Annotated in this window: 20 protein-coding genes; 3 read left to right on the top strand and 17 right to left on the bottom strand. The window is 41.1% G+C overall.

Annotated elements, in window-relative coordinates; translation table 11 throughout:
- Positions 1 to 8: 8 nt before the first annotated feature.
- The 3 genes from BK139_RS03035 to BK139_RS03025 form a co-directional block, all read right to left on the bottom strand.
- Complete coding sequence (locus BK139_RS03035) at positions 9 to 674, bottom strand: DUF2268 domain-containing putative Zn-dependent protease (RefSeq protein WP_083675286.1); 666 nt, start codon at positions 672 to 674, stop codon at positions 9 to 11.
- Positions 675 to 914: 240 nt separating this feature from the next.
- The gene (gene fabF, locus BK139_RS03030; RefSeq protein WP_076256674.1) at positions 915 to 2,153 is read right to left on the bottom strand and encodes a beta-ketoacyl-ACP synthase II; all 1,239 of its coding nucleotides are present in this window, start codon (positions 2,151 to 2,153) and stop codon (positions 915 to 917) included.
- Positions 2,154 to 2,199: 46 nt separating this feature from the next.
- Positions 2,200 to 3,132, bottom strand: a complete 933-nt coding sequence (locus tag BK139_RS03025) for a beta-ketoacyl-ACP synthase III (RefSeq protein ID WP_076256672.1) — start codon at positions 3,130 to 3,132, stop codon at positions 2,200 to 2,202.
- Positions 3,133 to 3,346: 214 nt separating this feature from the next.
- On the opposite strand from BK139_RS03025, the gene BK139_RS03020 reads away from it, so the two are divergent.
- Positions 3,347 to 3,700 carry a hypothetical protein gene (locus BK139_RS03020; protein ID WP_076256671.1) on the top strand — a complete coding sequence of 118 codons (354 nt, stop codon included), beginning with the start codon at positions 3,347 to 3,349 and terminating at the stop codon, positions 3,698 to 3,700.
- A gap of 56 nt (positions 3,701 to 3,756) precedes the next feature.
- On the opposite strand, the gene BK139_RS03015 is transcribed toward BK139_RS03020, so the two are convergent.
- The 4 genes from BK139_RS03015 to BK139_RS03000 all read right to left on the bottom strand — a co-directional run bounded on the left by BK139_RS03015 (position 3,757) and on the right by BK139_RS03000 (position 6,685).
- Positions 3,757 to 3,945, bottom strand: a complete 189-nt coding sequence (locus BK139_RS03015) for a ComZ family protein (RefSeq protein WP_076256669.1) — start codon at positions 3,943 to 3,945, stop codon at positions 3,757 to 3,759.
- Between the two features lie 29 nt (positions 3,946 to 3,974).
- Complete coding sequence (locus BK139_RS03010) at positions 3,975 to 4,931, bottom strand: BMP family ABC transporter substrate-binding protein (protein ID WP_076256667.1); 957 nt, start codon at positions 4,929 to 4,931, stop codon at positions 3,975 to 3,977.
- Positions 4,932 to 5,040: 109 nt separating this feature from the next.
- Complete coding sequence (locus BK139_RS03005) at positions 5,041 to 5,868, bottom strand: hypothetical protein (RefSeq protein WP_076256665.1); 828 nt, start codon at positions 5,866 to 5,868, stop codon at positions 5,041 to 5,043.
- 79 nt (positions 5,869 to 5,947) lie between these two features.
- Positions 5,948 to 6,685 (bottom strand): alpha/beta hydrolase, encoded by a 738-nt coding sequence (locus tag BK139_RS03000; RefSeq protein ID WP_076256663.1) that lies wholly within the window; start codon positions 6,683 to 6,685, stop codon positions 5,948 to 5,950.
- Positions 6,686 to 6,866: 181 nt separating this feature from the next.
- Between BK139_RS03000 and BK139_RS02995 the strand changes: the two genes are divergently transcribed.
- Positions 6,867 to 7,058 (top strand): DUF2929 family protein, encoded by a 192-nt coding sequence (locus BK139_RS02995; protein ID WP_048010975.1) that lies wholly within the window; start codon positions 6,867 to 6,869, stop codon positions 7,056 to 7,058.
- Between the two features lie 69 nt (positions 7,059 to 7,127).
- On the opposite strand, the gene clpB is transcribed toward BK139_RS02995, so the two are convergent.
- Positions 7,128 to 9,725, bottom strand: coding sequence for an ATP-dependent chaperone ClpB (clpB, locus tag BK139_RS02990; RefSeq protein WP_076256661.1), 2,598 nt, complete (start codon positions 9,723 to 9,725; stop codon positions 7,128 to 7,130).
- 152 nt (positions 9,726 to 9,877) lie between these two features.
- A complete protein-coding gene (locus BK139_RS02985; protein ID WP_076256660.1) occupies positions 9,878 to 10,057 on the bottom strand; it encodes a YjzC family protein in 180 nt (59 codons plus the stop codon).
- Between the two features lie 171 nt (positions 10,058 to 10,228).
- Between BK139_RS02985 and BK139_RS02980 the strand changes: the two genes are divergently transcribed.
- Complete coding sequence (locus BK139_RS02980) at positions 10,229 to 11,041, top strand: undecaprenyl-diphosphate phosphatase (protein ID WP_420485111.1); 813 nt, start codon at positions 10,229 to 10,231, stop codon at positions 11,039 to 11,041.
- A 36-nt stretch (positions 11,042 to 11,077) separates the two neighbouring features.
- Here BK139_RS02980 and argF read toward each other — a convergent pair whose 3' ends face one another.
- The 8 genes from argF to BK139_RS02940 form a co-directional block, all read right to left on the bottom strand.
- Entirely contained in the window at positions 11,078 to 12,034 is a 957-nt protein-coding gene (argF, locus tag BK139_RS02975) for an ornithine carbamoyltransferase (RefSeq protein ID WP_076256656.1), read from the bottom strand.
- A complete protein-coding gene (locus BK139_RS02970) occupies positions 12,031 to 15,156 on the bottom strand; it encodes a carbamoyl-phosphate synthase (glutamine-hydrolyzing) large subunit (protein WP_076256654.1) in 3,126 nt (1,041 codons plus the stop codon). Before BK139_RS02970 ends, argF begins: the two co-directional genes overlap by 4 nt.
- Positions 15,149 to 16,228, bottom strand: coding sequence for a carbamoyl phosphate synthase small subunit (locus tag BK139_RS02965; protein WP_076256653.1), 1,080 nt, complete (start codon positions 16,226 to 16,228; stop codon positions 15,149 to 15,151). Before BK139_RS02965 ends, BK139_RS02970 begins: the two co-directional genes overlap by 8 nt.
- A 77-nt stretch (positions 16,229 to 16,305) precedes the next feature.
- Positions 16,306 to 17,463, bottom strand: a complete 1,158-nt coding sequence (locus BK139_RS02960; RefSeq protein WP_076256651.1) for an acetylornithine transaminase — start codon at positions 17,461 to 17,463, stop codon at positions 16,306 to 16,308.
- The gene (gene argB / locus BK139_RS02955) at positions 17,460 to 18,233 is read right to left on the bottom strand and encodes an acetylglutamate kinase (protein WP_076256650.1); all 774 of its coding nucleotides are present in this window, start codon (positions 18,231 to 18,233) and stop codon (positions 17,460 to 17,462) included. Before argB ends, BK139_RS02960 begins: the two co-directional genes overlap by 4 nt.
- Before the next feature lie 12 nt (positions 18,234 to 18,245).
- A complete protein-coding gene (argJ, locus tag BK139_RS02950; protein ID WP_076256648.1) occupies positions 18,246 to 19,475 on the bottom strand; it encodes a bifunctional ornithine acetyltransferase/N-acetylglutamate synthase in 1,230 nt (409 codons plus the stop codon).
- A gap of 13 nt (positions 19,476 to 19,488) precedes the next feature.
- Positions 19,489 to 20,520, bottom strand: coding sequence for an N-acetyl-gamma-glutamyl-phosphate reductase (gene argC / locus BK139_RS02945; protein ID WP_076256646.1), 1,032 nt, complete (start codon positions 20,518 to 20,520; stop codon positions 19,489 to 19,491).
- Between the two features lie 186 nt (positions 20,521 to 20,706).
- Positions 20,707 to 21,426 carry a YwiC-like family protein gene (locus BK139_RS02940; RefSeq protein WP_076256644.1) on the bottom strand — a complete coding sequence of 240 codons (720 nt, stop codon included), beginning with the start codon at positions 21,424 to 21,426 and terminating at the stop codon, positions 20,707 to 20,709.
- Between the last annotated feature and the right edge of the window lie 234 nt (positions 21,427 to 21,660).

Raw genomic sequence — 21,660 nt, 5'->3', positions numbered from 1 at the left:
TTAGGACTTTAAAGCGAATATGAATCCAGTTTATATAAAGTTTGATCTACAAAATATTCTGAAGACGCACTAAAAGAAATTTTTGCAGAAAAACTTTTTTCCTCTTTGAATTCCTTTACAATTTCGTAGCCGGCAGCATAACCAAGTAATAGAGGATAAGGTCTCTCACCATATAATATCTTTTGATGGAGACTATCATTCTTTTTTAATTTCAGGTTCGGTTTAATCAATTTATCCCAAAATTTCCTGATTTCCTCTTTTGAATACCTGGTGCACCAGGGCCCTCTGAATTTCTTTCCACAGTATAATTCTACTGAATGTTCGGCAAGCCCTTCCAGTATAATGGAATCGAGCAGCGTAAATTCTTCAAGCTTTTTTTTCTGTGAGTTAATTCTGCAGACATGGTGATATTCATGCACAAATAAAGCCTCTAGTTCAGCTTCTTCTATTTCAGAAGGAAGAAACAGAAAGAGCATATTTGCAAAGGATACTCCCGATTTACCAGAATGACGCGTAAATAGTCCTCCTCCAGCAGAAGGGAAAATGTAAACATTGATGTCAGGTCCCGCCCACATCCTCCTATATTTTAAGTGAATGCTTTTTGCCAGGTCCCACACTTTCTTTTCTTTTAACTCCTTGAAAATATTCCTGCTGAACCGGTCAGGTGTATACATGCCGAAGCCCGTTAGGTACTCGTATATTTTTCGGGGGTTATCATCATTGAAGGGTCCGGTAAGCTTTTCACATATTTTAAGCGGTTCCTTAAAGCCTTCCTCGAGCCATAAATCTGTTCTAACTATCCCATTTCTGCACCTCCTTATACTCGATAATATGTAGGTATAAGGATTTTGTTAATCAAAAAAAAGCTGATTCAAAGGAGGTTTGACTTCCCTTAAATCAGCTTTGGTTATTTCTTATTCATATTTTTTAAAAACAATGGTTGCATTGTGGCCGCCAAAGCCCAGTGAATTGCTCATTGCAGCTGTTATTTCTTTTTCCCTGGCCTTATTTGGAACATAATCCAAATCACATTCAGGATCCGGATTCTCGAGATTAATGGTCGGCGGCAGGATTCCTTCCTTCATTGCCAGAACTGTGAAAATGGCTTCAATTCCGCCTGCAGCTCCCAGTAGATGTCCTGTCATTGATTTAGTCGAGCTTACTGCCAATTTATAGGCATGATCTCCAAACACCTCTTTGATTGCCAACGTTTCAAACTTGTCATTATAATCTGTACTTGTACCATGAGCATTAATATAATCGATATCATCCGGCTTTAAGCCGCCATCTTCGATTGCCATTTTCATAGCTCTTGCTCCGCCTTCTCCTCCTGGAGCAGGTGCGGTGATATGATAGGCATCCCCTGTAGCACCATAGCCTACTATTTCTGCATAAATTTTTGCGCCGCGGGCAAGTGCATGCTCCAGTTCTTCAAGTACTACAATTCCAGCACCCTCCCCAATAACAAACCCGTCACGATTTTGATCAAATGGACGGCTGGCCGTTTTTGGATCCGGATTGGTTGAAAGCGCGGTGTTTGCACAAAATCCAGCTACAGACATTTTTGTGATTGGTGCTTCGGCTCCGCCTGAAATCATCGCATCGGCATCGCCTCGCTGAATAACCTTGAAGGCATCACCGATTGAGTTTGTACCAGTGGCACATGCGGTCACTGTACATGAGTTAAACCCTTTTGCCCCCAGGTAGATCGAGACTTGGCCAGTTGCCATGTCCGGAATCATCATTGGCACGAAGAATGGGCTGACTCTTCTGTATCCACGTTTCATAAATATTTCATATTGATTTTCAAATGTTTCCATTCCGCCGATGCCTGAACCAATCCAAACACCGATGCGATGAGCATTTTCATCTGTAATCTGTAGGTTTGCATCTCTAACAGCCATCATGGATGAAGCAACAGCGTAATGTGTGAAGCGGTCCATTTTTCGGGCATCTTTTTTATCAAAAAAGTCTTCAGGATTGAAATCCTTTACCTCAGCAGCTACTTTAGCCGGGTACTCATCTGCATTTAATCTAGTCAGCGGCCCAACCCCTGAAACACCTGATTTAATATTATTCCATGTCGTTTCTGTATTATTTCCAAGCGGTGTTACAGCTCCAATGCCTGTAACAACAACCCTTCTTTTATTCATAAGATTGCAGCTCCTTTTAAATTATCATCATTTTTAAATGAGTTTCTTATCTTCCCCATCTCATCGCAATGGCTCCCCAGGTTAGTCCTCCTCCGAAGCCGACCATCACAAGCAAATCATCATCTTTAATTTTTCCAGCTTCCAGCTCTTCCACCAATGCAATCGGAATAGATGCAGCAGAAGTATTTCCGTATTTATCCACTGTTTTGGACATCTTTTCAACAGGAAGTTCCAATCTTTGACGGGAAGCTTCCATGATGCGGATATTTGCCTGATGAGGAATTAAAAAATCCACGTCTTCTTTGGATAATCCAGCTTTATCAAGTACATTGATGCAGCTTTCACCCATTTGACGAACCGCAAATTTGAACACTTCACGCCCGTTCATGATGATATATTCATCCTGGTATAGATGTTTTGCGCCCGTTCCATCTGCTCCTAATTCAAATGATAATATTCCCCGGCCATCCGAGACTTGCCCAATTACAGCTGCACCTGCTCCGTCTCCAAATAAAACGGCAGTATTACGGTCATTCCAGTCTGTAATTTTTGAAAGCTTTTCTACACCTACTATTAAAACATTTTTATATGTCCCAGTTTCAATAAATTGTTTTGCCGTTATGATACCATACATGAATCCTGCACATGCAGCACTAATATCCATTGCCGCCGCCTTACTTGCTTTTAGCCTCTCCTGGAGCATGCAGGCAACAGATGGAAAGGGCTTATCCGGTGTAACCGTTGCAACTAAAATCAGATCTAAATCCTCTGCTTCAATACCTGCATTATCCAATGCCTTTAATGCCGACTCATAGGCCATATCTGATGTATCTATGCTGTCATCCGCAATTCTTCTCTGTTCAATTCCAGTCCTGGTCCGGATCCATTCGTCAGAAGTATCAACTATTTTCTCCAAATCAGCATTTGTTACCACTTTTTCAGGAAGATATCTTCCAATTCCTATAATACCAGCATTCATGGAGTCCCACTCCCTTTCATATTTACAAACCCATAAGTATTCTCTATTTAAATATTAATATCAATTATTATGACTTGGTACTAATTTTATCAAAAGTTTATACTATAACGCAACACTTTTTACCTTGCCTGCTGATTACTCCACAAATGTCTATACCCGGTCAATTTTTCTTCATATGCTGATATATAGGCATCTGAAAGGAGGTAATTGGCATATGCTTGATAAGGATAAAGAAAAAACAGAAGACCCTTTAACCCATTTTTTATTTGGAAATAAACGGGCTGAAGGTTTCGATAGCAGTGCTGAAGAAGGTCACGGGAATGATGATTGGCTTTTCGGTGGCAGAAGCAGAAATGCTCATGAAGCTGACGACTGGCTCTTAGGGGGAAAAAGCATCGAAACTACTGAAAGAGAAAGTTCCGGCAAAAAAAATGAAAACAATATCCTGAACAACATAAACGTAGAGGAACTAATGGGCAACATCGATACACTGATGTCTTCAGCACATCATTTAAAGCCATTACTGAAAAAAGCGGGTCCTTTGCTGGAAATGTTTTGGAAGAAGTAGAGGCTGTGTTTCCTCAAAAAACAACAAAAACCAGCCCAAAAGGCTGGTTTCCTAAATTATTCACTCTCATTCAAGGCATCCGCTTTGCCCATTTCATAGGCTTCGTTCATGACTTTGGTGAATAGGTTCATGAATGGCTGGATCATTTCCATGGATAGTTCGATGCCTGCTTCGTCAAGCTGCTGTTTGGCTTCTGGCAGGTATTTCATGGCGATTTGCATGAATTCCATGTTTTTTTCGTTCATCTTGCAGTACCTCCTATGTATGGTAATTACTATTCAGGCAGTTTGCCTGTTTTTTTGTAATTCTCAATGACAGCGTTTAATTCTTTTTTGAATTCTTCGTCGACTTCAGGGCTGAATTTTCCAAGTGAAAGCACTTCATCCTCGAAATCGAAGGATAGATTTCCTGATTCAAGCTCGCCTTCATTATATTTTTCTGCCACTAGTTCATATAAAACATCTACATGCTGAATTGTACTGGTCAGGACAACTGATTCCCCTAAATCAGACTGATCAGAAATATAGCCGATGGCGTAGAGCCCTTCTTCTTTCAGCTTTTCGATAACAGGAACATTATACCCATCTCCGGCGGGATATACAACATCTGTCTTACTGGCAATAAGTTTGTCCAAAAGAGCGATGGCTTTGTTATCATTATCCCAGTTGCCGACATATTGGATCTGCACGTTTACATTATCATTGATATAGTTTGCACCTTCATAAAATCCTTCTACTTCCGGCTGCCATTCAAAAGCCGCCAGTATTCCTACATTATTCGTTTTCGTCATATGTCCTGCAACCATGCCTCCGAAGAAACCCATTGCATATGCTTCAAAGTTCAAACTGGTGGTGTTTTCATTTTGGGCGTCACCATTAAAGCTGACAAAGTGAATGTCAGGATATTTTTTTGAGATGTTATTAAAGTATGCAGCGTATTCATTGCCATGTCCAAAGATCAGGTTTACACCTTTTTGGTCAAACTCTTTAACAGCTCTTTCAACAACCATCTCTGAATTCATGCCTTCTTTATAATAAACCTCAATATCATAATGGGATTGAATCTTTAGCATGCCTTTATAGCCTTTGGTCCCCCATACTTGGTCATTGACAGTATCGGGCACTAATAATCCAGCTTTCTCAAGTTTTCCTGCAGACATCGGCTGTCTGCAGGAGGCCAATAAAAGAAGGCACAAAAGAAGGATCCCTAATTTCTTTAATGTCTTATGCATCTTCTTTTTCTCCGCCTCTCTGTCTTTCGCTACCTGCTACCGGTTTAATTTACCAGACTAATTTAATTCTACCTTTTCTTTATCTCAAATGGAAAGATTTTTTTCCAATTTACAAGTCATCCGGGTTTCCTAATGAAATAAAATGTCTTCTTTGTTTTTCTAGACCATCGGAGAAGTTTACTGAACACTGAATCGTTCTTTCAGTTACTTTCCCTATTGCTAAATCGGGACATCTCCAATTTTCATTATTGTCAAAGGAAAGATAGTCAGCGCATTTTCGCCAGTGCCCGGTGATGCTGCTTTTTAAAAGATAGGACTCATCGAAAGGCCTATCTGCACAACTTGATAAGAAATTGATGAGATCATCAATATAGATAGCATCATGTATCCATTCTCTTTCACTTATCATTACTCTTTCTTCCACAATAGACTGATGAAAACTAAATTCCTTAGGCTGCCAGGGACCATAAATAACAGGCAGATAAAGGGATGAAACTGAAATATTGTTTACTTTAAGAATTGTAATAGCATCTTCCAGCCGGCTGTGTGTTCTGCTGATGTCTTTAAGCCACTGAATGGGGAGCAAAAATACAAATTTCACCTGAAGGTTCTGGAATAAAGCCAGGTTTTTCATAAGAAATCCTTCAATAAGCTCCTTCTCCCTTAAAGCGGCAAGCTCACTCCTAATATATAAGTCGTATATATCTATATAAATCATGTCATTTTTTAATATTTCTTGAGATTTAATCCATGCAGAATAGTTTTTTTCATAGAAGTTGGCATTCCGTCCGATTGTCAGACGTTTTTCGTGAATTAAAGCGTCATCTTTTTCTCTGTCGAAATGAATTCCGTCTATCTCGCAGCCCTGTTCCAGAAGATGCTTGCACAGGCTGAAACCTATAAATTCAAATGTCCCTAAAATGACTGCCCTGTCCATCTTCACCCCTCCTTGGAAGCATATTAATGTATACTATGCTCAAAGGATTGTCTTTATTTCTTTGCGGAATTGAGCAGATTTACAGGACTTTTTCATATTTTCTAAAGAAGCTTGTCATTTGGGAAGAAATTCGCTGTTTTTTATCTGGGAGGATATAAAACACTGAGATAGGGCTATTTTCATTTTCCCATTGTATGGATCGTTTCTTTAAATAATCCGATTGCTTGTAAGCTCTTCCGCCGGACAGAACCTGAATGATTCTAACGGGGACTTTAAGGCCGGATGTGAGGTTTTTTTCATGTTTGCTGAGCTGATCTGCTATGTTATCCGTTTCTATTTCATAGGAAGCTGCCAGTTCTCTTAATAGTTTCTTATAAAAGAACTTATGCTCTTTTTCCTGGTCGAGATGATGCTTTAGTGAAAGAATAGGATTTATTAATACGGCTGATCGGATTAAATCACTCATTTCATGCAATAACCTAAGGGCCACCAACGCTCCCATGCCCTCAGCAATAATATGGATCTTTTCGTTTATAATTTCTGTACGCGTGATATGTTCATACAAGTACTTAGCCTTCTCAACAGCCCGATCGCTTCCCCAGTGCCTTCCGTATAAATTTGAATAAAAGATCGTATAGCCATCTTGTCTTAGTTTCTTTATTAATGAATATTTCCCTTCATTCTGAGTCCAAAAACTGCAGTTTCTATCAACATAGTGCCGATCATCCCCAATTATCAGAATACCGAAACCACTTGGTTTATCTGGGTAATGAATCATGCACCATTCTGTATCCAGCTGGAAGTTCCGGCTTTCCATAGTAAAACTCCTTTGCAAGTTTGTTCATAATATAATGTATGTAAATAAACTTAAAATGAAAGGGAGATTAGCCTAGTTTTAGACAAGTTCATCAATGGGCTGAAAAGAGAAAAAATAAATTTATTTCTTTAATGGCTTATGCTAATATGAAAAGGGATTAATTATGTTAGAGGTGAAATAGATGAGATTCTTTTGGACATTCTTCTGGACTTTCCTTCTTGTTCAAATGTTAACGTACGTAGTTTCCTCAATGCTTGGAGCGCCATACGATTTTGTAACCGGCACCATTCTGGCGGTTGGGACAACTGTTCTAATTTTTGTTGTCGCTTCCATCATTCCTGAAGGTCCTGTTGAGAAAGAAGGAATTCATTAATCTGCAGCTTCTGCAGTAAATGAAAAGAGTCATCCTGTTAATTCAGGATGATTCTTTTCATTTGTGGCCTTATTTTACCAGCAGTTCAATTCTGCCGTTTTCTGCTGATATTATAACTTCACTTTGATCTTTAATTTCTCCTGCAATTATTTTACGGGCGAGTGCTGTTTCAACGTTCCTTTGGATAAACCGTTTGAGCGGTCTGGCGCCGTAGACAGGATCAAATCCGTTTTCTGCAATATATTCTCTCGCATCATCATTTATACTTAACTTAATATGCTGATCTGATAATCTGGCTTGAAGCTGAGTAATTAATTTTAATACAATACCCTTTATTTCATTGAGAGCTAAAGGCTTAAACAAGATAATTTCGTCCACTCTGTTTAAAAACTCCGGACGGAAATGGCTCCTCAGCTGTCCAAGTACATTGTCTCTGGTCTCTTCAGTTATGTCTGACTCATTGGAGGAGCGTTCCAGAAGAATGTGGGAGCCAATATTGGAAGTCATAATGATAACCGTATTTTTAAAATCAACCGTGCGGCCCTGTGAGTCAGTGATCCTTCCATCATCAAGCATCTGCAGGAGAATATTAAATACTTCTGGATGTGCCTTTTCAATTTCATCAAGCAGGATTACTGAGTATGGCTTCCTTCTGACAGCTTCTGTCAGCTGACCCCCTTCCTCATAACCTACATACCCCGGAGGAGCGCCAATCAATCTTGATACAGCATGTTTTTCCATATATTCGGACATATCAATTCTGATTATTTGTTCCTCACTATCGAACAGTGACTGGGCAAGTGCCTTAGCTAATTCTGTTTTTCCCACTCCGGTAGGACCAAGGAAGATGAAAGAGCCAATGGGGCGGTTCGGATCTTTAATGCCTGCCCTGGCTCTTAGGACAGCATCTGACACAAGCTGCACCGCTTCATCCTGGCCAATTACTCTTTCGTGAAGGATACTTTCAAGACGAAGCAGCTTTTCACGTTCCCCTTCAACAAGTTTTATCACGGGAATACCGGTCCACCTTGCCACAATGCCAGCAATCTCTTCTTCTGTGACTTCCTCTCTCAGCAGCCGGTCCCCTTGATTCTCATTAACTGCAATTTCAAGCTCTTTCAATTCCTTCTCCAAAGCCGGGATTCTTCCATGGCGAAGTTCTGCTGCTTTATTCAAGTCATAATTATTTTCGGCCTCCTCCAGTTCACGGCGCATTATCTCAAGCTGCTCCCGCTTTTCCTGGACTTTTTGGATTCCTTCTTTTTCAAGCTGCCATTTAGCTTTCATGCTATTTGCCTGATCCTTTAGTTCAGCCAGTTCTTTTTGAAGGTCTCCGAGTCTCTGTTTGCTTGCTTCATCAATTTCTTTTCTTAGTGCCGCTTCTTCTATTTCCAGCTGCATGACCCTTCTTGTAACTTCATCCAGCTCAGATGGCATTGAATCAATTTCAGTCCTGATCATCGCACAGGCTTCGTCAACCAAGTCAATCGCCTTATCAGGGAGGAAACGGTCTGTAATATACCTGTCTGATAAGGTTGCGGCAGCCACTAAAGCACGATCGTGGATGTTGACTCCATGATGAATTTCAAAGCGTTCCTTCAGCCCTCTTAGAATGGAGATTGTATCCTCTACATCCGGCTCCTGCACTAATACCTGCTGAAAACGCCGTTCCAGCGCAGGATCTTTTTCGATATATTTGCGGTGCTCTTCAAGTGTCGTAGCTCCTATACAGTGCAATTCTCCCCTTGCAAGCATAGGTTTCAGCATATTCCCTGCATCCATGGCTCCTTCTGTTTTGCCCGCACCTACAATGGTGTGTAATTCGTCAATAAAAAGAAGAATTCTGCCTTCGCTCTTCTTAACTTCATTTAAAACTGCTTTCAGTCTTTCCTCAAATTCACCCCGGAATTTGGCTCCCGCAATTAAAGCGCTCATATCAAGGGCAAAAATGGTTTTATCCTTAAGGCCTTCAGGCACATCTTTACGGACAATTCTCTGTGCCAAACCTTCGACAATAGCTGTCTTGCCAACCCCAGGTTCGCCTATTAAAACCGGATTATTTTTGGTTTTTCTTGAAAGGATGCGAATGACATTCCTGATTTCGCTGTCCCGGCCAATTACAGGATCTACTTTTCCCTTCTTTACCTCTGAGACAAGATCTCTTCCATACTTTTTTAATGCATCATATGTTGATTCAGGATTTTGCGATGTCACTCTCTGATTCCCCCTGACTTCTTTAATCGCCTGCTCCACTTGCATTTTACTTATCCCGTATGATTTTAAAATTGCTGCCGTTTCGGTATCCGCTGCTGCAGCAGCCAGCAGTACATGCTCCACTGACATGAAATCGTCCTGATATGTCTTCATATAATTTTCTGCTTCGGCCAGCAGCCGCTGCAGTTTACCGGTAATATACAGCTTCCCTTGTTCTGTTCCTGAACCGGATACTTGCGGTTTCTTTCTAAGCGCTTCCTGCATTTTATTAGAAAATGAATCTGCAGGAATCTGCATTTTTGACAGTATTAATGAAACAAGGCTGTTTTCCTGCTCCAGTAAAGCCAGGAATAAATGAGCTTCATCCACCTCCTGATGCTGCTTTCGAATAGCTATGGTCTGTGCATTCAATAACCCTTCCTGAAGCCGCTCTGTCATCCGATTTAAATCCATTATGCAACCTCCTATTTGACCTTTTTTGACCTTTTGTTTTTATTATAATTCAATCTTTTCATATGTAAAGTTTTCAGCTTTTTCCATATCTAAAAAGCCATCCGCTATTGGGATGGCTCTAATTCCTATTTCCCCAATTTCCATTTAATTAATCAGGGCTTTCTTTTATATGTCCAAATCCGGTTATGGTTGGATGTTTCCGGAAATTGGTCTCCAGCTCTCATTTTAAGCATTTGCGGATTATTGACATTGCTTCCCGTTTCGCCAACTTCTATATAAATTCCATTATTAGGCGCTTTCTGGCCAGGCTTAAATTGTCTGTTTTGCCCCATCCAAATACCTCCTTTAATCGTAAATCACTTATTATTATTTCCACTCCTGCATCTCTCATAAGGGAAACTATTGGCATTCCCAAAAAGCAATGAACAGGATATTACTTTACTCTGCCATCCTTTTTATTGTTAAATGGGAAGGTGTGAGATTTCAATATGGAGGATTTTAATGTGACTGATTTTCTGACATTGCTTAAATACTTGTTTTTAGGTTTGTTTCAGGGATTTACAGAGCCTATTCCCATTTCATCGAGCGGGCACCTGGAAATTGCGCAGCACTTTTTCGATCTGGACATTAAAGGTCTTAGCTTTGCCCTTCTTGTAAATACCGCCTCTTTAATAGCAGTTCTGCTTATATACAGAGAGGATATTATAAGACTCATTCGCAATGGTCTTGCATACGTTACAACCAAAGATAAACAGGCGGAATCTGATTTTCGTTTTATCATTTACTTGATTATCGGTACCATCCCTGCCGGTGTTATTGGCATTTTGTTTGAGGATTTTATTGATGTTCATCTTGCCAATATTAAGACAGTGGGTATTACTCTTATCGTAACTGGACTTGCCCTGTGGCTGATCCGGAATTTACGAGGACGGAAAAATGATGCTGAATTATCTTATAAGGACGCAATCATTGTAGGTCTTGCCCAGGCAGTTGCCCTGATACCGGGAATCAGCCGTTCAGGTGCTACCATTGTCGCCGCTATGGGACTTGGGATGAAACAGGAAACAGCCTTAAGGTTTTCTTTCCTTTTATATATCCCCGTAAGTGCAGGCGGAATGATATTGGGTTTCAACGACATTTTAACAGATCCCAATTTATCTGAATTGGCTTTGCCCTATACTATAGCTTTTTTTGCCTCACTGATCGCATCTTACTTTTCGCTAAAATGGTTCATGAATATTATGGCTAAAGGGAACCTGAAGTATTTTGCGATTTACTGTTTTATTGTTGGGCCGCTTGTTTATTTCCTATCTTAATGAAAAAGCCTTCTCTGCGATGAGAAGGCTTTTCCATTATAATATCTCTGAAAGAATGGCTTTTTGAACATGAAGCCTGTTCCCAGCCTGCTGAAACACAGCGGAATTGTTTCCATCAATGACCTCTGCTGTAACTTCCTCACCGCGATGGGCAGGCAGACAATGCAAAAAGACATAATCTTTTTTGGCTTTTTGGACAAGATATTGATTAACCTGATATTCAGCAAAGTCTTTGAGCCTCTTGTCATTCTCTGCTTCCTGGCCCATGCTCGTCCAGACATCCGTATAGATGGCATCGGCATTAGCAGCGGCTTCTTCAGGATCCGATGTGACGATTACCTTTGAACCGGTTTGTTCGGCAAACTCTTGTGATTGCTGGAGAACAGATTGATCCGGTTCATACCCTGCAGGACAGGCAATCTTGATATTTACCCCCATCTTGGCAGAAGCAATCATTAATGAATGGGCCACATTATTGCCATCGCCTATATATGCCAGGTTTTGACCTTTTAACTCCCCATTTTTTTCTTCAATTGTTAGAAGATCTGCAAGAGCCTGGCATGGATGATAAAGATCTGTCAGGCCATTAATAACCGGGATGTCCGCATGATAAGCAAGTTCCTGGATCTTCTCATGTGAGAACGTGCGGATCATAATCGCATCAACATACTGGGAAAGCACTTTAGCTGTATCCGCCATGCTTTCTCCTCTTCCGAGCTGCAGGTCCTGGCTGTTTAGATATAAGGCATGGCCCCCAAGCTGAAGCATCCCTGCTTCAAAGGAAACCCTTGTACGTGTAGATGACTTTTCAAAAATCATGCCAAGAATTTTCCCTTTAAGGATAGATGTTTCTGCCCCCTGCAAATGAGCTTCCTTTAATTGCTTTGCTTTTTCCAAAAGCCCCTTTATTTCGTCTCCTGAAAAGTCTGCAAGTGTTAGAAAGTCCTTCCCTTTAATATTTAAGTACTTATCCGCTGCCTGAGTTGAGATCATATGACGCCCACTTCCTTTTCTGCCTCATTATTTTTTATGCCCTGCCAATCTTCAATGGATTTAACATCCCATTCGCCTGCCGTCATTGATTTTAATAATGCAATAAGCGTTTCCTTTTCACTGAAAGTCAAAATTCTGTTTTTGGTTCCCATTTCTCTCATTTTTTTATCTTCTTCACTCGTTCCCGGATTATATAAAGCAAAGGTTTCCTTGGCATTCCAGTCCATTTTGTCTTGAGACAGGAAAACAGGCACAGCTTTAGCCTGATTAATATAATGTGTTAATTCGTCTGTTTTTGGAGTATTTGCTATTACGACACATTTGCCCTTAACACCATTTAAACCAGCGTGGAAAGACTTTCTGACAGCTTCCTCATAATTTGGCGCCAGTGAAATGCCCTCACCTGTTGATTTCATTTCAGGACCTACTTTGCTGTCCAACCCCTTTAAAGCATAATTCGAGAAGACCGGGAATTTTACACATACATACGGGAGTTTCGAATCAGCCGGAATTTCATCTTTCGACAAATTATATTTCCCAAGCAATATTTTTGTCGCAATCTCTACCAGCTGCACACCTGTGACCTTGCTGATAATAGGCACCGTTCTGCTTGCACGGGGGTTAATTTCAAGAATAAATACCTCTTCACCCTCCACGATATATTGAATATTCATAAGTCCTTTATAATGGAGCTTTTGCACAACCGCTTTTGCATAGGCCAACATTTTATTCTGGACTTTCTCTGAAAGATTTTGCGGCGGAAGAACGGACATGCTGTCTCCTGAATGGACTCCGGTTTTTTCAATATGCTCCATAATTGCCGGTGCACATATATAATTTCCGTCTGCAGCCAGATCAAGCTCAGCTTCTATAGCATGCACGAATTGATCAATCAAAATCGGATAAGGGACATCACCTTTCGTTAAGTAGCTCTCAAGCTCAGTTGATGAAGAAATACGTTCCATTCCTCTGCCGCCTATAACATAAGATGGGCGTACAAGAATGGGGTATCCAATGTTTTCAGCTGCTGCTTTTAGCTCTGCTTCTGAGTGGACAACATCTCCTTTAATCCTCGGGATATTTAAATCATCCAATAGCTGATAAAAAAGCTTCCGGTCCTCTAATGCATCAATGGTATTTGAGTCAGTTCCAAGCAGGGTAACGCCATAAGCTTCAAGATCGGATGCCAGATTCAGAGCTGTTTGCCCGCCAAGCTGCACAATGACTTCTGAAACTCCTTCTGCTTCAATCACATTCAAGATATCCTCAAGAATTAACGGTTCAAAATAAAGTCTGTCAGCAGTTGTATAATCCGTACTTACCGTTTCAGGGTTGTTATTGATCATGATTGTCTCAACGCCTTCATCTTTCAGCGCAAACACTCCCTGAACAGAGCAATAATCAAATTCAATGCCCTGGCCAATTCTGATGGGGCCGCTTCCGATAATCAGGACTTTTCTCTTATTACTCTTCACCTGTTCATTTTCACCAAAATAACTGGAGTAATAATAATTAGATTGTGCTTCAAATTCAGCAGCGCATGTGTCAACCATTTTATAGGCAGGAAGAATGCCAGCCTCTTTCCTTTTGTCCCTGACTGCTTTCTCCGTTACTTTCCATTCGAATGCAAGAAACTTATCACTGAAGCCCTTTTCCTTAAATAGCTGCAGCTCTTCTTTTGTTGCTCCTTCAAGTGTTAAGGAAGAAATGTGTTTTTCAAGTTTCACCATTTCACTGAGTATGTGGAGGTAGAAATAATCTATTTTTGTGATAGAGTGTAATGCTTTTAATGAGTGATTTCTCCGCAGCAATTCAATCACGGTAAAAAATCTTTCGTCAGTCTGCTTTAATAGCAATTCCTCCAGTTCATCTGCCGATTTCGATGATAAGACTGGTGATATTAAATCCATTCCTTTCACTTCAAGTGAATGGATTGCTTTTAAAAGAGCCCGTTCCAGATTCCGGTCAATACCCATTACCTCTCCGGTGGCTTTCATTTGTGTTCCGAGCTTGCGGTCTGCTGAAGGAAATTTATCAAAAGGCCATTTTGGAAACTTAACAATGACATAATCGAGAGCTGGTTCAAAGCTTGCAAATGTGTCTCCTGTTACAGGGTTGATTATCTCTGATAAGTTATACCCGACTGCAAGTTTTGCAGCCATTCTGGCAATTGGATAGCCTGTTGCTTTGGAAGCAAGGGCAGATGACCTGCTGACTCTCGGATTTACTTCAATCAAGTAATAATTCCTGCTATGCGGATCCAGGGCAAATTGAATGTTGCACCCTCCAATAATGCCCAGCTCCGAAATGATTTTAATAGATGCCGTTCGGAGCATCTGATATTCATCATCAGTTAAGGTCTGTGAAGGTGCGACAACAATAGAATCACCTGTGTGCACCCCTACGGGATCAATATTTTCCATATTGCAAATCGTGATGCACGTATTCTGAGAATCACGCATAACCTCATACTCTATTTCCTTAAATCCCGCTATGCTTTTTTCAACCAGACATTGGTTAATCGCACTTTCTTTTAACCCGCCCTGCACCAGGGATGTCAGTTCTTCGAGATCTCCTGCAATACCCCCGCCTGTTCCGCCAAGGGTATAGGCTGGACGGACGATAATAGGGTATCCAATATCACAGGCAAATTGAACGGCTTCTTCCACTTCATGGACAATGATGCTTTCAGGAACAGGTTCGTTAAGCTCGTTCATCAGCTTACGAAAAGCTTCCCGGTCTTCACCTTTCTTAATGGATTCTATACTGCTGCCCAAAAGCTTCACTCCATAACGTTCAAGCACACCTGATTCACTCAGTTTAAAAGCAAGATTTAATCCTGTCTGGCCTCCCAGTGTGGCAAGCAGGCCATCTGGACGTTCTTTCTTTATAATCTTCTCAAGGCTGTCAGCTGTCATCGGCTCAAAATAGACTTTATCAGCAAAAGCTTTGTCAGACATGATGGTAGCCGGATTGTTATTAACAAGAATAACCTTATAGCCTTCTTCCTTTAATGCTGCGCAGGCCTGTGTTCCTGCATAATCAAATTCTGCTGCCTGCCCGATGACAATAGGGCCGGAGCCGATTACTAATATGGATTGGATACTGGTGTCTTTAGGCATAAGCGAAAACTCTCCTATTCTCCTCTTGAATCATGTTCATAAACTCATCAAAAATATAATCGCCATCCGCAGGTCCCGGATGTGCTTCGGGATGGAATTGCACCGTATGGATTGGAAGGACCTTATGCATCAGTCCCTCAATTGACTGGTCATGAAGGTTTATATAACGTGTTTTAAACCCTGTACCTTTTATGCTCTCGTCATCAACCACATAACTATGATTTTGTGATGACATGAAGACAGTGCTCTTCTTCATGTCCGCAATCGGGTGGTTGGCACCCCTATGGCCAAAAGACAGTTTCTTTGTATTGCCTCCAAATGCTAAAGCTGCCAGCTGGTGGCCAAGGCAAATTCCCAAAGCCGGATACTGCTCCAGCACCTTTTTTAATTCAGGGAGTATGCTTTTTAATTCTTTTGGATCTCCAGGCCCGTTTGAAAGCACCACACCGTCCGGATTTAATTTTTTTATCTGTTCAAAGTTTGTATTATATGGAACAGACGTAACCTTGCAAGCTCTTTTCAGCAAAGAATCCACAATTGATTTTTTAGCGCCAAAATCAATAACAACTATATGAACGCTTCCCTCTCCAAAGCACTCCTTAGCTTGTGAAGATACTTTACAAACCTTTTCATCCTTTGGAAGCAGCATTCCGTCAGCTGATGTTTCCGAAGAAGACATTTTTGCCGGCATGCTGCCTTCCGAACGGATTTTCTTTACAATGGATCGGGTGTCCATATGTCCTAATAATGGAATATTCCATTTCTGAAGGTATTCCTGAAGCGAATAAGCCGATTTATAATGTGATGGATTTCTGCTCCCTTCATAAACAATAACCCCTGCCACATGAGGTTTCTTGCTCTCAAAATCAGACTCATTTATTCCGTAATTTCCGATTAAAGGATACGTAAATACAATGATTTGGTCCTTATAAGAAGGATCTGTCAATACTTCCTGGTAGCCTGTCATTCCTGTAAAAAATACGATTTCCCCTTCTACATCCTTTTCAGGCTGATCAGTCAGCCATTGGCCCTTATAGGAATTGCCGCTATTTAAATGAAGGTATCCTTCCATTCTCAACACCTCGAAGCTATCTGTATATTTATATAACTTTGTTAATTTTTATTCACTCATTTGAAAAATAATACAGCTTACACAGCTGATTTTGAAAATTCCTTTAGTATGGATTTCAGAATTTGTACCGCTTCATCTATTTCAGATTTGGATGCTGTCAAAGGAGGCAGCAGCCTCAAAACATTTTCCCCTGCAGGCAATGCCAGCAAGCCCTTGTCTCTTAATTCCTTTAACAAAGATGGAAGAGGGATATCTGATTCAATACCGACCATCAAACCAAGTTGGCGAATCTCTTTAACAGCTGCGATCTGTTTTAGAGCTTCTGTCAATTTGTCAACAAGATATGCACTTTTCTCCTGAACACCTTGTAAAAAATCATCATTAAAAATTGTCTTCATTGTAGCAATAGCTGCAGCAATGCTGATGGGGTTCCCGCCAAATGTTGATCCATGGCTTCCTGGTCCAAACACCCCTTCTAATGCTTTTCTTCCAATTACAGCGCCTATTGGCATTCCGCTTCCCAGGCCTTTAGCTGCGGTTACGATATCGGGCACAAGGCCAAAATGCTGAAATCCAAAGGCTTTCCCCGTCCTGCCAATGCCGGTCTGAATTTCATCTACTATCAGCAGCGCACCATATTCTCTGCAAAGCTTCTCTGTTTCTGCAAGAAACTCCTGATTCCCAATGTGAATCCCGCCTTCACCCTGGACAATTTCCAGCATTACAGCGGCTGTTTCCAAATCCATCTCATTCTTTAATGCATTAATATCATTAAAAGGAACATATTTAAATGTTTCCAGCATGGAACCATAGCCACTTTTTATTTTATCCTGTCCTGTTGCAGCCATAGTGGCGAAGGTCCTCCCGTGGAATGATTGCTGAAAAGTAATGATTTTTTCCCGTCCCGAAGCTTTTCTGGCAAGTTTGATCGCTGCTTCATTTGCTTCTGCTCCACTGTTGGCAAAGAATACAAGGTCCATGCCCGCAGCTTCAGAGAGAGTCTTTGCTGCATTCTCCTGCTGATCCTGTATGAACAAATTGGAAACATGCCAGAATTTATTCAGCTGTTCGTTAATAGATTTTTGGACACTTGCTGGACGGTGACCCAGATTGCAGACTCCGATTCCTGAGGTGAAGTCCAAATAGCGCTTCCCGCTTTTATCAAAAAGATAACTTCCTTCTGCTTTTTCCGGCTCGACTTCCCACCGGGCATATGTTGGAAATAGGTTACTCAAGTTAAGACCTCCTTCTTGGCAGATACGTTCGTCCCGATCCATATGCCATCCTCATAAAACTTTTCTTTACCTGATACAATCATTACGCTATTTAATCCTTTGCTGATTAGGCTCAAGGCAGAGGTAACTTTTGGAATCATTCCGCCTGTTATTTTTTTATCGTTTATATGCTGTTCAATTTCATACGCGTCAAGCTGGGGAGCGAGGTTACCGTCAATGAAAATTCCTTTTACATCCGTTACAAAAATGCACTGTTCAGCTTTAATGGCATTGGCAACGGCTGCCGCAGCATAGTCAGCATTGATATTCAGTTTCGTGCCGCCTTCTGAAGCTGCAATAGGAGTAATGACAGGGATCAGGTCTTCGTTAAATAACATTTCCAGTAACGACGGATTAACAGCCGTTATTTCTCCAACCAGTCCAAGTTCATCCTGATTGATGCATTCAGCCTTTAGTAATCCCGCATCACTGCCATTTACGCCAAAACCACTCAAACCATGCATTTCGATCATTGAGGTAAGTTTGCGGTTTGATTGTCCTGACAAGACCATCTCTGCTACCTCCAGAACTGCCGGAGTCGTCTTTCTAAGCCCATTGACAAATTCATGAGGGATATTATAAAGTTCCAGCATGCTGTTAATTGCCGGACCGCCTCCATGAACAAAAACAATCTGGTATCCTTCTTTCTTCAACAATAAAACACTATCAAAAAAATCTTTTCCCAGTTCTTCCATAACACTGCCGCCGCATTTAATGACTATACTTTTCAAATAGCATCCCCCTCAGGTACGATAGCTTGCATTGATTTTGACATAATCATAGGATAAGTCACATCCCCAGGCCTTCCCTATGCCTGCTCCCTGATGAAGATCCACAGTAATCTGAATGGCAGTATTGGATAAGTATTCTTTTGCTTCTTCTTCAGAAAATGTCAGAGGAACACTATTTTTCAGCATGACTATAGGTCCGATTGAAATATCTACCGAAGATGGATCAATGGCCGGCTGGCCCTGTCCGATTGCCCCGATAATTCTGCCCCAATTGGCATCTGCTCCATATATAGCAGTCTTTACAAGGTTCGAGCCGACAATCTGTTTAGCAATCATTCTTGCATCATCATCGGTTTTTGTCCCCGATACCTCCACCTCGATCAGCTTTGTTGCTCCCTCACCATCTTTTGCGATTTGTTTGGCCAGACTTTCACAAGTTTTGGAAAGCATCTGTATAAATACATCCCAATCTGGATGATCCGGCGAAAGTTTATTGGTACCGCTGGCTCCATTGGCCATGACCATTACCATATCATTTGTTGAGGTATCCCCATCAACGGTTATCTGATTGAACGTTCGATCAGTAACCTGTTTTAAAGCAAATTGCAAATCAGAGCTGGCTATATTAGCATCTGTTGTAATAAACGCAAGCATCGTTGCCATATTGGGATGAATCATTCCTGAACCCTTAGCAGACCCGCCCATCGTGACTGTTTTCCCATCAATGACTGCAGAGTAGCAGCACTTCTTCATCACTAAATCTGTTGTTAATATGGCTGTTTGAAAATCGTCTGAGTGTATCGCCTCATTGCCGGGCTTCAGCATCTTTATGCCCTGTTCTATCTTATCCATCTGCATATACTCGCCAATGACACCGGTAGAGGCAACCGCCACATGCTGTTCCTTTAAATTGAATTTATCTGCAGTTGATTTTCTCATTTGATAAGCATCTTTTAGACCCTGTTCCCCTGTACAAGCATTGGCACATGCACTATTTACAATGACTGCCTGTATGAGTCCATCCGCTGCAATGCTTTCCTGTGTAACTTTTAGAGGGGCCGCCTGAAAATGGCTGGTTGTATAGACTGCTGCACAATGTGCAGGAATATCGCTTAAAATAATCCCTAAGTCCTTTTTGGAATAGCGCAGCCCTGCATGAACACCCGCTGCTGTAAAGCCTTTCGGTGTGATGATGCTCCCGGCGGGCAGTTCAGCTACTTCAGCTTGAGATACTAATTGCATTTATCTTTCCTCCTTATGGATATAGCGGAACAAATCCGAGACCCGCTGTTTCATCACATCCGCTCATTATATTGGCATTTTGCACAGCCTGCCCGGCAGCACCTTTCATTAAATTATCAATCACTGAAACGATTGTCAGTCTGCCTGTTCTGGAGTCCATGTGGGTACCTATGTCGCAAAAGTTAGAGCCTGCAACCTCTTTTACAGAAGGGAAGGTATTTTCCGGACGAATCCGGACAAATGGCTGGTTTTCATAGACTGTTTGATAAAGTTCAAGAATTTGAGAAGAAGTGTATTCCTTGGTCAGCTGAACATAACTGGTTGTCATAATGCCCCGTGTAATCGGAAGAAGATGGGTCGTGAAGGTAATCGGCTTCATTTCGGAATTCCATTTCATCAGCTGCTGTTCGATTTCAGGCGTATGCTGATGCTTGTTTACCTTATAAACCCGCAGGTTTTCATTTGCTTCCGCATAGCTTGTTGTTCTTGAAAGCGCCCTTCCTGCCCCGGACACTCCGGATTTTGCATCTATGACAACACTATCTGGTTTTATTAAATTTTCATTTACAACAGGTGCAAGACTTAGCAGAGCAGCTGTTGGATAGCACCCAGGATTAGATATGATTTCTGCGGAGGCTATTTTTCTGCGGTGCCATTCAGGAAGACCATATACTGCTTTTTCTACGAGAGATTCGTTTGCAGGAGTGTGCTTATACCACTCCTGATAGGCTTGAGCCGGAATTCGAAGGTCACCGGATAGGTCAATTACCTTAACGTCTTTACCTGAAAAATCTTCAGCAAGTTTTCCCGATATCCCGGATGGTGTAGCCAGAAAAACAATATCAGACTGGCCAGCGATTTGATCTGAATCTATTCCCTGTAAATTTTTGTCTAATAAACCGTATAGATGCGGATATTCATTCCAAATGGGGATGTCTTCTTTGGTAGAATGAATCGATTTGATGTTAAATTCCGGATGCTGCTTGAGGATACGGAGCAATTCAGCACCCCCATAGCCGGTTGTTCCGATTATTGAAACGTTCATAGTTGCTCCTTTCATACTAATTGTATATTTAATCATTTATATACATATTTATGAATTTATGTTTCTCTTATTATAGAAACTGGATTGAAAAATTGCAACCTATTTTACTGAAGTTTTAAAGATTTCTAATATTAATTTTCAGCATTTCTTGATATATTGAAAAAACCGGCCTCTTCAGGCCGGTTCTCAAGTGTGTATGGCAAGTAATAACATTAAGAAGAATATCGAGGCATTAGCAATTTCATAAACGCCAATTTTTTTAGGTGTGAATGACTTCCCATAAAATGCAATGGACCTGAAAAGGCTTGGAAGAAACGCAGCAGATACAATCCATCCGCCCGCCAGCAGCCAAAGTATCGGTACCGCAGTATGAAAGATCCATGATACCCATTTAAAAGAACCATTTTTCTTTTCCCTGATCATTGATTTTACATAGAAGGTGCTTCCTGCAAAAAATAATATAGATGCTGCAAACACTGTCCAGGCCATCGGTGAAATTTCCCCATGCGGCAAGTAGCTGCTCGCAAGGCCTGCTATTGAAAATGCACAAATGGCACTAAAGTCGTTGCCCAATGCTCTATCTCTGTTTTTGGAAGAATAGAACGCATTAATAATAAAAAAAGGAAGCATAAGAAGTCCGAAAATGATAATCGATGGTCTTTCCAGTAAAGGAACTAAAAGGAGTAAAATAGCCGGGACCAGATAAATGGCTGTCCATTTAGAATATAAAGGCATTCTTTTTCTTTTAAACAGCAAAAGGCCCGGATAAGTGGCCAGATATAGCAATATCCATCCTAAAAAAAACGGGATATGAGACCAAATAATATCAGATGCAGCTGCTCCGAGCCAAAATGGCAGAATCAGCATTGCCCAGGCACCATGCTGTTTTGGCATAAATAACTTCATCTATAATACCTCCCCGCTGCTTTCTGCCTATAATATATAATCTTCCCGGTAAATTTAAAGTGAAGATTATCACTGATACACACAACGCCACAAAACGTTCAATTTTGAGGATATTAAAAACAGCCCAAAATAGAATTGGGCTGTTCTGCTTTAATCTTTATCGCAGTCTAACGGGCAGTAAGACCCCCACTTCAAGACTCAGAGGAATCAAAGGAGGATAAGTGGGGGTCAAAC

This window comes from Paenibacillus sp. FSL R5-0490, assembly GCF_001956215.1.
Lineage (GTDB): Bacteria > Bacillota > Bacilli > Bacillales > Cytobacillaceae > Cytobacillus.
The sequence above is the reverse complement of the archived record's forward strand: the minus strand, read 5'-3'. Positions and strand labels throughout refer to the sequence as shown.

What these genes read in the sequence shown, in the direction of transcription:
- argC (WP_076256646.1), bottom strand. Translation starts at nt 20,520, where the DNA reads ATGAACGTTTCAATAATCGGAACAACCGGCTATGGGGGTGCTGAATTG.
- fabF (WP_076256674.1), bottom strand. Translation starts at nt 2,153, where the DNA reads ATGAATAAAAGAAGGGTTGTTGTTACAGGCATTGGAGCTGTAACACCG.
- BK139_RS03035 (WP_083675286.1), bottom strand. Translation starts at nt 674, where the DNA reads ATGTATACACCTGACCGGTTCAGCAGGAATATTTTCAAGGAGTTAAAA.
- BK139_RS03005 (WP_076256665.1), bottom strand. Translation starts at nt 5,868, where the DNA reads ATGGACAGGGCAGTCATTTTAGGGACATTTGAATTTATAGGTTTCAGC.
- BK139_RS02985 (WP_076256660.1), bottom strand. Translation starts at nt 10,057, where the DNA reads ATGGGGCAAAACAGACAATTTAAGCCTGGCCAGAAAGCGCCTAATAAT.
- BK139_RS03025 (WP_076256672.1), bottom strand. Translation starts at nt 3,132, where the DNA reads ATGAATGCTGGTATTATAGGAATTGGAAGATATCTTCCTGAAAAAGTG.
- BK139_RS02970 (WP_076256654.1), bottom strand. Translation starts at nt 15,156, where the DNA reads ATGCCTAAAGACACCAGTATCCAATCCATATTAGTAATCGGCTCCGGC.
- BK139_RS03015 (WP_076256669.1), bottom strand. Translation starts at nt 3,945, where the DNA reads ATGAACGAAAAAAACATGGAATTCATGCAAATCGCCATGAAATACCTG.
- BK139_RS02965 (WP_076256653.1), bottom strand. Translation starts at nt 16,228, where the DNA reads ATGGAAGGATACCTTCATTTAAATAGCGGCAATTCCTATAAGGGCCAA.
- BK139_RS02940 (WP_076256644.1), bottom strand. Translation starts at nt 21,426, where the DNA reads ATGAAGTTATTTATGCCAAAACAGCATGGTGCCTGGGCAATGCTGATT.
- argF (WP_076256656.1), bottom strand. Translation starts at nt 12,034, where the DNA reads ATGATCTCAACTCAGGCAGCGGATAAGTACTTAAATATTAAAGGGAAG.
- argJ (WP_076256648.1), bottom strand. Translation starts at nt 19,475, where the DNA reads ATGCAATTAGTATCTCAAGCTGAAGTAGCTGAACTGCCCGCCGGGAGC.
- BK139_RS03000 (WP_076256663.1), bottom strand. Translation starts at nt 6,685, where the DNA reads ATGGAAAGCCGGAACTTCCAGCTGGATACAGAATGGTGCATGATTCAT.
- BK139_RS02995 (WP_048010975.1), top strand. Translation starts at nt 6,867, where the DNA reads ATGAGATTCTTTTGGACATTCTTCTGGACTTTCCTTCTTGTTCAAATG.
- BK139_RS03010 (WP_076256667.1), bottom strand. Translation starts at nt 4,931, where the DNA reads ATGCATAAGACATTAAAGAAATTAGGGATCCTTCTTTTGTGCCTTCTT.
- clpB (WP_076256661.1), bottom strand. Translation starts at nt 9,725, where the DNA reads ATGGATTTAAATCGGATGACAGAGCGGCTTCAGGAAGGGTTATTGAAT.
- BK139_RS03020 (WP_076256671.1), top strand. Translation starts at nt 3,347, where the DNA reads ATGCTTGATAAGGATAAAGAAAAAACAGAAGACCCTTTAACCCATTTT.